At 39.9% G+C, this 13,524-nt stretch carries 15 protein-coding genes; 14 read left to right on the top strand and 1 reads right to left on the bottom strand.

What is annotated here, in order from left to right:
* Positions 1-106 precede the first annotated feature (106 nt).
* From GOM47_RS05185 to GOM47_RS05165, 5 genes are all read left to right on the top strand, one after another.
* Complete coding sequence (locus tag GOM47_RS05185; protein WP_235080043.1) at positions 107-604, top strand: YfbM family protein; 498 nt, start codon at positions 107-109, stop codon at positions 602-604.
* A gap of 48 nt (positions 605-652) precedes the next feature.
* The gene (locus GOM47_RS05180; protein ID WP_235080041.1) at positions 653-1,381 is read left to right on the top strand and encodes a HEAT repeat domain-containing protein; all 729 of its coding nucleotides are present in this window, start codon (positions 653-655) and stop codon (positions 1,379-1,381) included.
* 382 nt (positions 1,382-1,763) lie between these two features.
* Positions 1,764-2,222 (top strand): hypothetical protein, encoded by a 459-nt coding sequence (locus GOM47_RS05175; RefSeq protein WP_414930261.1) that lies wholly within the window; start codon positions 1,764-1,766, stop codon positions 2,220-2,222.
* Between the two features lie 28 nt (positions 2,223-2,250).
* Positions 2,251-2,814: a hypothetical protein gene (locus tag GOM47_RS05170; RefSeq protein WP_235080040.1), complete on the top strand. Its 564-nt coding sequence runs from the start codon at positions 2,251-2,253 to the stop codon at positions 2,812-2,814.
* A 6-nt stretch (positions 2,815-2,820) separates the two neighbouring features.
* Complete coding sequence (locus GOM47_RS05165; RefSeq protein ID WP_235080039.1) at positions 2,821-3,384, top strand: hypothetical protein; 564 nt, start codon at positions 2,821-2,823, stop codon at positions 3,382-3,384.
* An 82-nt stretch (positions 3,385-3,466) separates the two neighbouring features.
* Here GOM47_RS05165 and GOM47_RS05160 read toward each other — a convergent pair whose 3' ends face one another.
* Complete coding sequence (locus tag GOM47_RS05160; RefSeq protein ID WP_235080038.1) at positions 3,467-3,652, bottom strand: hypothetical protein; 186 nt, start codon at positions 3,650-3,652, stop codon at positions 3,467-3,469.
* 235 nt (positions 3,653-3,887) lie between these two features.
* Between GOM47_RS05160 and GOM47_RS05155 the strand changes: the two genes are divergently transcribed.
* From GOM47_RS05155 to GOM47_RS05115, 9 genes are all read left to right on the top strand, one after another.
* Positions 3,888-4,907: a hypothetical protein gene (locus GOM47_RS05155; protein WP_235080037.1), complete on the top strand. Its 1,020-nt coding sequence runs from the start codon at positions 3,888-3,890 to the stop codon at positions 4,905-4,907.
* Between the two features lie 105 nt (positions 4,908-5,012).
* Complete coding sequence (locus GOM47_RS05150) at positions 5,013-5,324, top strand: hypothetical protein (RefSeq protein ID WP_235080036.1); 312 nt, start codon at positions 5,013-5,015, stop codon at positions 5,322-5,324.
* A 546-nt stretch (positions 5,325-5,870) separates the two neighbouring features.
* Complete coding sequence (locus tag GOM47_RS05145) at positions 5,871-7,331, top strand: aminotransferase class I/II-fold pyridoxal phosphate-dependent enzyme (protein ID WP_235080035.1); 1,461 nt, start codon at positions 5,871-5,873, stop codon at positions 7,329-7,331.
* Positions 7,332-8,192, top strand: coding sequence for a polyamine aminopropyltransferase (gene speE / locus GOM47_RS05140; RefSeq protein ID WP_000366713.1), 861 nt, complete (start codon positions 7,332-7,334; stop codon positions 8,190-8,192).
* Entirely contained in the window at positions 8,189-9,448 is a 1,260-nt protein-coding gene (locus GOM47_RS05135) for a saccharopine dehydrogenase family protein (protein ID WP_235080034.1), read from the top strand. The genes speE and GOM47_RS05135 overlap by 4 nt, the downstream gene beginning before the upstream one ends.
* Positions 9,448-10,575, top strand: a complete 1,128-nt coding sequence (nspC, locus tag GOM47_RS05130) for a carboxynorspermidine decarboxylase (protein WP_235080033.1) — start codon at positions 9,448-9,450, stop codon at positions 10,573-10,575. Before GOM47_RS05135 ends, nspC begins: the two co-directional genes overlap by 1 nt.
* On the top strand, positions 10,572-11,657 hold the full coding sequence (gene aguA / locus GOM47_RS05125; RefSeq protein ID WP_235080032.1) for an agmatine deiminase: 1,086 nt from the start codon (positions 10,572-10,574) through the stop codon (positions 11,655-11,657). Before nspC ends, aguA begins: the two co-directional genes overlap by 4 nt.
* Positions 11,658-11,666: 9 nt before the next feature.
* Positions 11,667-12,542, top strand: coding sequence for an N-carbamoylputrescine amidase (aguB, locus tag GOM47_RS05120; RefSeq protein ID WP_235080031.1), 876 nt, complete (start codon positions 11,667-11,669; stop codon positions 12,540-12,542).
* A gap of 144 nt (positions 12,543-12,686) precedes the next feature.
* Positions 12,687-13,424 carry a TraX family protein gene (locus GOM47_RS05115; RefSeq protein WP_235080030.1) on the top strand — a complete coding sequence of 246 codons (738 nt, stop codon included), beginning with the start codon at positions 12,687-12,689 and terminating at the stop codon, positions 13,422-13,424.
* Positions 13,425-13,524: the final 100 nt, after the last annotated feature.

Below are 13,524 nucleotides of genomic sequence, written 5' to 3'. Positions count from 1 at the left end.
CATCTGAAAATACTATTCATCAGATAAGAATCAGACCTTAGCGATAATAAGCTTTTATAAAATATAAATATTGTCATTCAACATAGAAATTTTGGAGGAAAAACAAATGGGAATGATTGCTAATTATAGATATATCAATGATCAGTACTTACATCAACTGAAGGCCTTTAATGGTGAAGGAGATGATCAATTTGAGGTAGTAGAAGAGGAAGAAGAACTTTTACTTGATATAGATAAAATGTGGGATGTTCTTCATTTTGTGCTTACAGGGGTTGGAAGTTCAAACCCTAGTCGGAATAATACTTTGAGCGTGGCTGTTTTGGGTGTGACGCCACTTGAAAATGTTGCGGAATATATTGCCTATACAGAAAAATCAAAAGTATCAGAGATTTGTTCGGCTTTAGAAAACTTTGATATGGAAGAAGCCATGGCGCATTTTAGTATGCAATCTTGTAAAAAGGCAGATCTTTATCCCGATATTTGGGATTATGATGACGAAGAGGAAGAGATTAAAGAAGAAATTTGCGATTATTTCCAAGCGATGAAAGAGTTTTACCAGAAGATTTTAGAGCTCAATGGGAATGTCATGGTTACTATTTCTTAGAAAGCTTTGCAAAGGTATCTCAAAGAATTAAGCAGCTTGAGGTTAAAAATGGATAAAGAAGATTTACAAAAAGCATATCTTGACTTGGAAAAAGAAAGCTTTCCTTCTGGTAAAAGAATCAAATTTGTAGCTAATTTGGGTAGTTCCCAAGAAATCGCATATCATTATGAACTGATTTGCAAAGATTGGAATGAAGGTAGAAACCTGCATTTAGAAGGTAGCTTCGATAAACATGGAAGAGATGGATTAGAGTTTCTATTTGAACAGTTGGATGAAGTTAAAGATGAAAAACAAAGTGTATTGACTGCGTATCTTATAGCGGAAATCCTTTCTAAATCAAAGCATCGAGATTTTTATTGGTCGCTTTGTGACCAACTGATTCCTATTCTCATTTCACTTTTAGATATAAAGAATACTATTCTTCGTCAAAAGGTGGTCATAGCTTTAGGTTGGGTAGGATCAGCAAAAGAAATTGAACTTTTGACGAGACAAATGCTTGATGATGAAGACGCCCTTTGTCGTGCATGGTCTGCGACGAGTCTCATGCAACTATCCTTTCATAGGGTAAAAGCAGAAATTATATCCAAAAAAGCAAAGGCCAGTTTTATTCAAGCCATTACTGAAGAAAAAGATCCTTATGCTTGTGGTTTGATGATAGAAGCAGCTCAACTATTATTTGGCAAGAGATGGATATCATCTTCTGCGGTGGAAAATGTGGAGCTTGAAAAAATAGCAAAGGCTCAAAAATCTGCTATTAGATTCCTAAAGAAGTTTTAAGGGATAACCATATAGAAGCATTGGAAAGCTTATTGATCGAATAAGTATTTATAGCTCTCAAATTGAGAAACAATACAGCTCTAAAACTACTTAAAAACAGATTCTCACTATCTGCCCTTGAAATATTTTAAATATGTGATTATTCAACATAGTTAGCCTGTAGTACACTGAAATTACAGGCTTTTGTCCTATAAGTGGTATAATAAAAGAAAAACGAGATATAAAGGGTTCCAAGATCCAATATTAATAGAGGATGGTAATAGATCCGTTTGTGGCTATCTATTCAGATGTCTTGACTGTAAAAAATATCATCTCTGGGTAGATGCGGATTAGGAAACTAGTGTAAGCTGGCCAAGAAAGATTCAAATTATAAGAGAGGATGATGGCATTGGAGAATTTGGAGATTTTTGAGATTGCATCTAAGTATTTTCTAGGACAAATGACTGGATTCAAAGACTTATTAGCTAGTAAGATCAATCAATTGGATAGTATCGATTGGGTTCATAATAAAGGAAGCGTAAAAACTTGCAAAGCTGATGAAACGGGTCGAAAGATGAGATGTAAGGTTGGTTTGGGATATGGTCTAAAAGTCGAATTATCACTTAATGAGGTTGAGCTGATTTGGGATGAGTTTCAGAAGTTTTTTAAAGAAAGCTATTTCGAAAGGATTGAAAGAAATAGAAACAATGAAGAATTAGGAAGATACGAATTTATTGCAAGGACTCCTAAAGGAGATGAAATTGAGTGCAGGATTTACCTAGCTAATGAATGGAATATTCCTCAGATTTCGATTTCAGGCTTTGTCTCTTCTCGCTATAAGAATTGCGATTTTAGCAAGTAATGGAAAAGATGGGTAGAAAAGGTGAGATATGAAGCACTTAGACCGGGACAATATGCAAAAAAGCCTTGAGGCCTTGTATGTTTTGGATGATTATTTAACAGATCCTTCAAAAGACTATTTGAGATTGATACGACGAAAGAAAGTAACGGACTTCACTAGCCGATACAGCATTGATAACGGTGCTGGGGATTCTTTGGATGTGATTTTTACAGAAGAAGTGGTCTTGATAAAGGGATTTGATCATGAAAATAGTCTCAATCAGTTTGCAGCTGACCAATGGAATCAGAACATTATCGACAGGATTTATGAAGGTATTGATGAAAAATGGCTGAATCTTTTAACTTTAAAAGAAAGAGAAGAAACAACATTTTGTATCTGGTATGATGGTACCATTCATCAAAATAACATTGAGAATAATAATGGCGGAACTTGGTTATTGGCCTACCTCTTTGATACGTTCGAACGATTTCAAGAATTTGTGACAGAATACTATTCTTTTGAATTTGATGATCAGTTACTGACAAAACTCTATACTGATGGTAGTCTGTCTGATAGAGAATTGGCAGAACTGACACATGAATATCGAGGTTAGAAAATAATGGAACTGACGTTAAAAAGCACCCCTGAAAAATACAAAAAAATGGTAGATGAACTTTTACCTCCCTTATTGGAATTATTACAGAAATTAACCTTGTTGGAAGAAGAAATCTATGAACGCAACAAGGAACTCGATGCTGAAAAAAGGCTACTCAAGATACCTTCACATCAGATCCATCCCGAGTGGAATGAACTGATGGACGAATACCATCAACGCTATCTAGCTCTCCTGGATGGCTGTGTAAGCGAGAAACTCTTATCAAAAGGGGCTAGGAACTCCTATGGCCATCCAAGTGAGTATTCGTATTTACGAGGCAAGAATTTTTCCGTTCAGTTTACCATGCAAAAAGAGGATAGGGCGACGGTCATACTATACTATGAGGAAGCTTTGGAAATGAAACATAAGTTTGTGCTTAGGTTGATAGATGGCAAATGGTTGATTGGTGAGAAATTCTATGGATTTGGCGGTGAAAAAAACATGGTATGTCGATATGCTCTGAACAAGATCCCTATGTTCCCTTCACCAATAATCACAAATTATCTAGACTGCAATTCCTTGAATTAGAAGATTTTTAATTCGTTCTCCAAGCTTTAGACGAGGTTTTAGTATGAAAGGCAATATGCGAAAGGATTACCTCTATCGGTATCTACTCTACAGATTTGAAAAGGAAGCTTGCAAGAATAGTGGTCTTGAAGGCATTAATCAAGAGACCAAAGAAAGAATCTGTCAGCAGGCGACAAAGACTACCAGACGGATTAGTGTATTTGTTGGTCTGGTCTACTTGATTCTGTTTTGTTTGATAATTATCTGGCTGAATGCGAATTGCTCCCAAAATCCATTTTTTCTATGGTATCAAGGCTATATAGAATCACTATTTCCATTAATCAATGGTGATTGGGGAAGTAGTTGGATTGAGAAAAAAGGGACGATTTTATGGATTTCTATCAAGGCCTTCCCTATATTTGTTCTTAATGGTGTACCCTTTCTTTTGCTTGTACTACTGATTGCAAATAGAATTTTAAAAAAGAAAATGAAGGCTGAATGTATCAACTAAGGAGAAAATAGAGATGGGCAGAATGATTGCAATCGGATCACTAGTTTTTCTTGGACTAGCATTTTTGGGGATTGGACTCGGAATGTATTTCTTCCTCAAAAGGCTGGTAGTGAATGGGAAATCCGTCTTAGACGAGCCAGTAAATGAGCAAACTCGTACAGATAAGATGGGGCTTGGCGAGCTTCTAGTTTACTTGTCGATAATTGCGATTGCTGGCGTTTTTGTAGTGCAAATAATGAGTAGGGGAGGAACTGGTAATGCTATCTTGGCAAGAATTGTGATCCTACCACCAGTTATGGCACTTTTTAATGCTAGAAAACGCACGGGAAAAGCGATGATCGCACTTGTGGTTTCTTTTATGATGGCTTTATTTCTTATGATAGCCTATGGTCAGATAGGGTTGCCACCAAAAGCACCAGAATTGACGATAGATGACAAGTCGATCACGCTAACACAAACAAGTGTGAGTGATCTTCTGAAAGAAGGTTTTGACATTTATATCAGGAGGGAGGATAGTTTTGGCAATGATTATGAAGCGAATATTTCTTCAGGGGAAATCAAGAAATACCAAGCTGATAAGAGTGTTTTTATAAAGAAAGGCTTCCGTCTAGATAGCAATGCTGTATCCCATTCTCCCTATCTTCTTGGAAAAGATGGCTTAGTCCTTGGAAGTATTGCCTTATACGGAGATGAAACAAAAGAAATTGCCTTAGAGGACTGTAAAATTATCCAATTTAAGCTAGATGAAGATCGTATCAAAGCAGCAAAATCAAAAGCTATCTCCTACAAGCTGGATGGTGTGGATTTACTAGCTAGGTTTGAGGAAGGGAATATGCGAACTACTTTTGGTGATAAATTATGGTCTGTCCCGCCTGCCCATCCTCTAGATTCGACCCAACTATGGTATGGTATCCAGTGGAAAAGTCGCAGTGATCACCTGTTTTGGAATGAATATTTTTCCTTAATTCGCTTGGATGAAAACTACTATATGATAGATTTTGAGCTAGTTGGAGAAGTAGCGCGTGATGATTGAAGGAAATGGTATTCTAATATAGTCTTCGGACGTTGTTCTATTTGCACTTTAATCAGGATTAGTATATAATTTACGATAGAAAAATTTACTGGCTAGGAGAAGGAAATGGAATTAAAAGATTTTACAGAAAAAGAACAGGAGATGATAAGGCAGGGATTGACAACATCTGAAATTAGCGATAAGGAAACCGCTGCGAAAATCCTTGCCCTAGTACCTCAGGAATGGATCAAACGCATCCCATTTTTTGTGAGAAACCACGCAACAACTCGGACAATAAAGCGTATTTCTATCGAACATCCAGAGCTCTACGCAGTTGCCAAGAGAAGTGGTGAGATTCCTGAGAAGGAAAGAGAAGAATTGCGCCAAATCATTACAGATATTTTCCAAGAAAAAATGAATAAGCATAAGATTAAATAATTTTGAGAGGAACTAAAAAATTAGTTCCTTTTGTAATCATTTTCAGTTGATTAAACTTTAACTTTTGGGTGGTAATTTAACTATTCGCGAACAAAATTTAAGAAAATTTTAAAAAAGTACTTTACAAGCTCTTGTAAACATGATATAGTTATAAGGCTTAGAAAATGAGATGATGTTTTCTAGCAAATATAAACCCGAGTAAAAAATGCCTACGGACAGGCAGGGTTGAATGCCGAAGCGTGGTTGAAAAGCCACATTATTGATAGGGTTAAAAGCCTACTTTTATAAGTTGATGTTAGGACGCTTGTCCTAATTCATAAATTTTAGTGTGGTGAAAGCACACGTCATCTTGTGAAACGATCAATAAAGTACGTAATATTTGCTACTAGAGAGTTAGGAAACATCGGGAACAGACATACTCAACAGAAACCAAAATAAAAACGTCAGAAGATTGCAGAGCAGGTGAAAACCTGCTCTTTTTTCATAAGTCAAGCTTTGGTCGCCTTCATTTTTTTAGGCGCTAAAAATATGGTAAAGGAGTATGTCTTGATAAAGTTAGATCAGAACCAGGCCCCTATTTATGAAGGTCTGATTAAGTTACGAAAGAAAAGGATTGTTCCCTTTGATGTACCAGGTCATAAACGCGGACGGGGAAATCCAGAACTTGTTGAATTGTTGGGAGAAAAATGTGTTGGCATTGATGTCAATTCTATGAAACCCTTGGATAATCTAGGCCATCCCATTTCGATTATTCGAGATGCAGAGGAGCTGGCTGCGGATGCTTTTGGAGCAGCGCATGCCTTTCTCATGATTGGTGGAACAACATCATCTGTTCAAACTATGATTCTTTCCACCTGCAAGGCTGGAGATAAGATTATTCTGCCGCGAAATGTTCACAAATCTGCTATCAATGCGCTGGTTCTATGTGGTGCCATTCCCATCTATATCGAGATGAGTGTAGATCCTAAAATTGGCATCGCTTTAGGTCTTGAAAATGACCGTGTTGCACAGGCCATCAAGGAACATCCGGATGCTAAAGCTATCCTAATCAACAATCCTACCTACTATGGGATTTGTTCAGACCTCAAGAGTTTAACGGAAATGGCTCATGAAGCTGGCATGCTGGTTTTAGTGGATGAAGCCCATGGAGCGCATTTGCATTTTACAGACAAATTGCCACTATCTGCTATGGACGCTGGCGCTGATATGGCGGCGGTCTCTATGCATAAGTCTGGTGGGAGTTTGACCCAGAGCTCCATCCTGCTTATCGGGGAGCATATGAATCCTGAATATGTTCGACAGATCATTAACCTGACCCAGTCTACATCTGCCTCTTACTTGTTGATGGCAAGCCTTGATATTTCACGTCGTAATCTAGCTCTTCGTGGTAAAGAGTCTTTTGAGAAGGTTATTGAACTATCCGAGTATGCTCGTCGTGAAATCAATGCTATCGGTGGTTACTATGCCTACTCAAAAGAGTTAATAGACGGTGTGTCGGTCTGTGATTTTGACGTGACCAAGCTGTCAGTCTACACTCAGGGTATTGGCTTAACAGGTATCGAAGTTTATGACCTCCTGCGAGACGAATATGATATTCAGATTGAGTTTGGGGATATTGGCAATATCTTGGCTTATATTTCCATCGGCGACCGCATCCAAGACATAGAGCGTCTGGTCGGTGCTTTAGCTGATATTAAGAGACTCTATTCAAGAGATGGAAAGGACTTGATTGCTGGAGAATATATCCAACCAGAGTTAGTGCTATCTCCTCAGGAAGCCTTCTATTCAGAGAGAAGAAGTTTAACCTTGGATGAGTCTGTTGGACAGGTCTGTGGGGAATTTGTCATGTGCTATCCTCCAGGGATTCCAATCCTAGCACCAGGTGAACGTATTACACGAGAAATTGTGGATTATATCCTATTTGCCAAAGAACGTGGTTGCTCCCTCCAAGGGACGGAAGATCCAGAAGTCAATCACATCAACGTTATTGATAGAAAGGAGAACTAGATGGATTTGTGGTTTTCTGAAGTTCATACTCCAGATGTGAAATTATCTTTGAGAACAGCTAAGCAACTCTACGCTGGAAAAAGTGAATGGCAGGATATAGAAGTATTAGATACTCCCGCTTTTGGGAAAATATTAATCTTAAATGGCCATGTCTTGTTTTCAGATGCAGATGATTTTGTCTACAATGAAATGACCGTCCACGTACCGATGGCTGTCCATCCCAATCCAAAGAAAGTCTTGGTTATAGGGGGGGGCGACGGCGGAGTTGCCCAAGTATTAACACTCTATCCTGAACTGGAGCAAATCGATATCGTGGAACCAGATGAAATGCTTGTTGAGGTTTGTCGTGAGTATTTCCCAGACTTTGCTGCAGGGCTAGATGACCCTCGTGTTACGATTTATTATCAAAATGGACTGAGATTTTTGAGAAACTGTGAGGATGATTACGATATCATTATCAACGATGCGACGGATCCATTTGGACATACGGAAGGGCTCTTTACCAAGGAATTTTATGGAAACAGTTACAGAGCTCTCAAAGAAGACGGTATCATGATTTATCAGCATGGTAGTCCTTTCTTTGACGAAGATGAGTCAGCTTGCCGAAGCATGCACCGTAAGGTCAATCAAGCCTTTCCAATCAGTCGGGTTTATCAGGCGCACATCCCAACCAGTCCAGCTGGCTATTGGCTATTTGGATTTGCATCGAAAAAATACCACCCTGTTAAAGATTTTGATAAGGAAGGCTGGAAAAAACGCCAGCTTTTCACAGAATACTACACTGCAAACTTACATGTGGGAGCCTTTATGTTGCCTAAGTATGTAGAAGACATTTTAGAAGAAGAGGAAGGGAAAAAATGAGTCGTTTATTAGTCATTGGATGTGGGGGCGTTGCCCAAGTTGCCATTTCAAAGATTTGTCAAGATAGCGAAACCTTTACAGAGATTATGATTGCTAGCCGTACAAAGTCAAAATGTGATGATTTGAAGGCTAAATTAGAAGGCAAAACAAGTACAAAGATTGAAACAGCTGCTCTTGATGCTGATAAGGTAGAAGAAGTGATTGCTTTGATTGAAAGCTACAAACCAGAAGCCGTTTTGAACGTAGCTCTGCCATACCAAGACTTAACTATCATGGATGCTTGTTTGGCGACAGGTGTCCACTATATAGATACTGCCAACTATGAGGCTGAGAATACAGAAGACCCTGAATGGCGCGCCATTTATGAAAAACGTTGCAAGGAACTAGGTTTTACAGCTTACTTTGACTACTCATGGCAGTGGGCTTATCAGGAGAAATTCAAAGAAGCAGGCTTGACAGCTCTTCTTGGTTCTGGTTTTGACCCAGGTGTGACCAGTGTCTTTTCAGCTTATGCTTTGAAACACTATTTTGATGAAATCCACTATATCGACATTTTAGACTGTAATGGTGGAGATCACGGTTATCCATTTGCGACGAATTTTAATCCAGAAATCAATCTCCGCGAGGTTTCTGCGCCAGGTTCTTACTGGGAAGATGGAAAATGGGTCGAAGTCGAAGCCATGTCTATCAAACGTGAGTATGATTTCCCTCAAGTTGGACAGAAAGACATGTATCTCCTTCACCATGAAGAAATTGAATCATTGGCGAAAAACATTCCAGGTGTTAAACGCATTCGTTTCTTTATGACCTTTGGGCAATCTTATCTAACGCACATGAAATGCTTGGAAAATGTCGGACTCCTTCGTACGGATACCATTAACTTTAACGGTCAAGAAATTGTGCCAATCCAATTTTTGAAAGCCTTGCTTCCAGATCCAGCCAGCCTTGGTCCACGCACAGTTGGTAAAACCAATATCGGTTGTATCTTTACAGGTATCAAAGACGGCGTTGAAAAGACTATCTATATCTACAATGTTTGCGACCATCAGGAATGTTATGCAGAAGTTGGTTCACAAGCAATTTCTTACACGACAGGCGTTCCAGCCATGATTGGGACCAAATTAGTGATGAATGGAACTTGGAAACAACCTGGAGTATATAACCTTGAAGAATTGGATCCAGATCCATTCATGGAAGCTTTGAATGAGTACGGATTGCCTTGGGTTGTGGTTGAAAATCCACAAATGGTGGACTAATGAAGCTAGAACAGGTACCAACACCAGCTTACGTCATTGACTTGGCAAAGTTAGAAGCCAACTGCCGCATTCTACAATATGTACAAGAAGAGGGCGGTTGCAAGGTTTTGCTTGCCCAGAAGGCTTATTCACTCTACAAAACCTATCCCTTGATCAGCCAGTATCTCTCTGGTACGACGGCTAGTGGTCTCTATGAAGCTAAGCTCGCTAGAGAAGAATTTCCGGGGGAAGTTCATGTCTTTGCGCCAGCTTTCAAGGATACGGACTTGGAGGAATTGCTGGAGATAACGGACCATATTGTTTTTAACTCTGAGAGACAGTTGCATAAACATGGTGCTCGTTGTCGTGAGGCTGGTATCAGTGTCGGTTTGCGCATCAATCCTCAATGTTCAACGCAGGGTGACCACGCGCTCTACGATCCTTGTGCACCTGGCTCCCGTTTTGGAGTTACCCTAGACAAGATACCGAGTGATTTGCTGGACTTGGTAGACGGCCTTCATTTTCATACTCTTTGTGAGCAAGGGGCAGATGATTTAGAGACAACTTTGAAAGCTGTAGAAGCGCAGTTTGGTCCTTATTTACATGAGGTTAAATGGCTCAATATGGGCGGTGGCCACCACATTACAAGAGAAGACTATGATATCGATTTGCTGATTTCTGAAATCAAGCGTATCCGAGAAACTTACGATCTTGAAGTCTACATCGAGCCGGGTGAAGCTATTGCGCTCAATGCGGGTTATCTAGCAACTGAAGTATTGGATATTGTAGAAAACGGTATGGAGATCTTGGTTTTAGATGCCTCCGCGACCTGCCATATGCCAGATGTACTTGAGATGCCCTATCGTCCACCTTTGAGAAATGGATTTGAGGCTCAGGAAAAAGCCCATACCTATAGACTTTCTTCCAATACTTGTCTAACAGGCGATGTGATTGGCGACTATAGTTTTGAAAATCCAGTTGAGATTGGAGACAGACTTTACTTTGAAGACATGGCTATTTACTCCTTTGTCAAAAATAATACTTTTAACGGTATTGGCTTGCCAAGTCTCTATCTTATGGACGAGCAGGGAGACTGCAGTTTAGTCAAAGCCTTCGGTTATCAAGACTTTAAAGGGAGATTATCATGATGGACAGTCCAAAAAAATTAGGCTATCGTATGCCAGCAGAGTACGAACCACATCATGGAACCCTCATGATCTGGCCGACTAGACCAGGTTCATGGCCCTCTCAAGGAAAAGCTGCCAAAAGAGCATTTAGCCAAATTATAAAGACCATAGCAGAAGGGGAAACTGTTTATCTTTTGGTGGACCAGGACCATCTATCTGAAGCCCAATCTTATCTTGGAGACAAGGTTGTTTATCTAGAAATTCCGACAAATGATGCCTGGGCACGTGATACGGGTCCGACTATTCTCGTCAATGATAAAAGAGAAAAGTTGGCCGTCGATTGGTCTTTCAATGCCTGGGGTGGTGCAGTCGATGGCCTCTACCAAGATTATGAAGATGATGACCAAGTAGCCAGTCGTTTTGCTGATTTCTTGGAAATGCCTGTCTATGATGCCAAACCTTTTGTACTGGAAGGCGGCGCGATACATAGTGATGGTCAAGGAACCATTCTTGTGACTGAAAGTTGTCTTCTAAGTCCTGGACGCAATCCCCACCTGTCTAAAGAGCAAATTGAAAACACCTTATTAGAGAGTCTTGGTGCCGAAAAAGTTATTTGGCTTCCTTACGGTATTTATCAGGACGAAACCAATGAACATGTTGACAATGTTGCTGCCTTTGTTGGTCCTGCGGAACTTGTCTTAGCTTGGACAGATGATCAAAACGATCCCCAGTATGCTATGTCTGTAGCTGATTTAGCTCTTTTAGAGAAGGAAACAGATGCAAAAGGGCGTCCCTTCACTATTCATAAATTGCCAATCCCAGCGCTTCATCAAGTTGTAACCGAAGAGGATTTGCCAGGCTACATCTATGAAGAAGGGGAAGAAGAGCGTTATGCAGGTGAACGTCTTGCAGCTTCCTATGTCAATTTTTATATTGCCAACAAATCTGTCTTGGTTCCCCAGTTTGAGGATGTAAACGACCAAGTGGCCCTAGATATCCTCAGCAACTGTTTCCCAGATCGTAAAGTTGTCGGAATACCAGCTAGAGATATTCTTTTAGGTGGTGGCAATATCCACTGTATCACCCAACAAATCCCTGAATAGGAGAAAAAGATGAGAAATGTAAGAGTTGCAGCAATCCAGATGCAATGTGCCAAGGATGTAGCAACAAATATCCAAACAGCGGAGCGTTTAGTACGTCAAGCTGCAGACAAAGGTGCACAAATCATCCTCTTACCAGAGTTGTTTGAACGTCCCTATTTCTGTCAGGAACGCCAGTATGACTACTACCAGTATGCCCAGTCGGTGATAGAAAATACAGCTATTCAACATTTTAAATCGATTGCTAAGGAACTAGAAGTTGTTCTGCCGATTAGTTTCTATGAAAAAGATGGCAATGTCTTGTATAACTCTATCGCCGTCATTGATGCTGATGGGGAAGTGCTGGGTGTTTATCGAAAGACCCACATACCAGATGACCATTATTATCAAGAAAAGTTTTACTTTACGCCTGGTAACACTGGTTTCAAGGTCTGGGATACTCGCTATGCTAAGATTGGTATCGGTATCTGTTGGGATCAATGGTTCCCCGAAACAGCGCGCTGTCTTGCATTGAATGGTGCTGAATTGCTCTTTTATCCAACAGCCATCGGTTCAGAGCCAATTCTGGATACAGACAGTTGTGGGCACTGGCAACGTACGATGCAAGGCCACGCAGCAGCGAATATTGTCCCAGTCATTGCAGCCAATCGTTATGGTTTGGAGGAAGTCACTCCTAGCGAGGAAAATGGTGGACAAAGTTCCAGTCTTGACTTCTACGGTTCCTCCTTTATGACGGATGAAACAGGAGCTATTTTAGAGAGAGCTGAAAGACAAGGTGAAGCTGTTTTGGTAGCCACTTATGAGCTTGACAAGGGAGAAAGCGAACGCCTAAACTGGGGCTTGTTTCGTGATAGGAGACCAGAAATGTATCAACGGATTACCGACTAGAAGGTAACTTTCAGAATAAACTTTTGATATTCACGCCTGTCTTACAAAAATGTAAGATAGGCTTTTTAAATGTAAGATGGGTGTACGATTATACGTGGAAATGTATGCTATACTCTATGTAGATCAAAAAGAAAGAGATTTATTATGAAAAAATGGAATGCGACGCAGTTGAAGTATCTGATGGCAGCAGTAATGGTTCTAGACCATGTCCCTCATATTACCGGAATCGTTTCTCCTCTGTGGGAAGGTATTTTCCACGCTATGACCCGTTGTGTGGGAGTTTGGTTTGCGTATATGGCTATGGAAGGTTTTATCCATACTCGAAATTTGAAAAACTATCTCATCCGTCTCTGGAGTTGGGCGCTTGTCATGTTCGCAGGAAATAGCCTCCTCAATACCCTATTTGCAGCTAAAGGGGTAATGGTCAATAGTAACATTTTCTTGACTTTGGCCATCGGTGTCACCATGCTTTTGATTGGTTTTCCCAGAAAAGAGCTGGATAAAAAAGAGAAGTTGTGGCGTCGGATTGGGGTTGCGGGTATTCTGATATTTGGTAGTCTTTTTACTGAGGGTGGTATCACTATGCTACCATTTCTCTTGATTAGTTACTCTTGTCGGAATCGTAAGGGATTGCGAAATCTCCTCTATACTCTCCTTTGGGCCTTTCTATTAGTGACTTCTATCCATACCTATGATACTTGGTACCAAACCTTGGAAATGATGCTTTACAATTCTGACTGGCTCTTTATCACTGTATTTCCTTTTATGGCCTTGTATAATGGACAGCGAGGAAAGGAAACTAGCTGGAATAAATATTTCTTTTATATTTTCTACCCAGCTCATCTATGGATTATAACCTTGATTGCTTATTTGGTTAAGTAGATTCAATTTATTAGCTCCTTCTTGCTTAAAATGTTAGAGGAGCTTTTCTGTATCTGGAATTCCTAATAAAACATGTTATAATAGTTTTAGAAAGGACGAG

It is taken from the genome of Streptococcus oralis, from assembly GCF_021497945.1.
GTDB classification, from domain to species: domain Bacteria; phylum Bacillota; class Bacilli; order Lactobacillales; family Streptococcaceae; genus Streptococcus; species Streptococcus oralis_BR.
The sequence above is the reverse complement of the archived record's forward strand: the minus strand, read 5'-3'. Positions and strand labels throughout refer to the sequence as shown.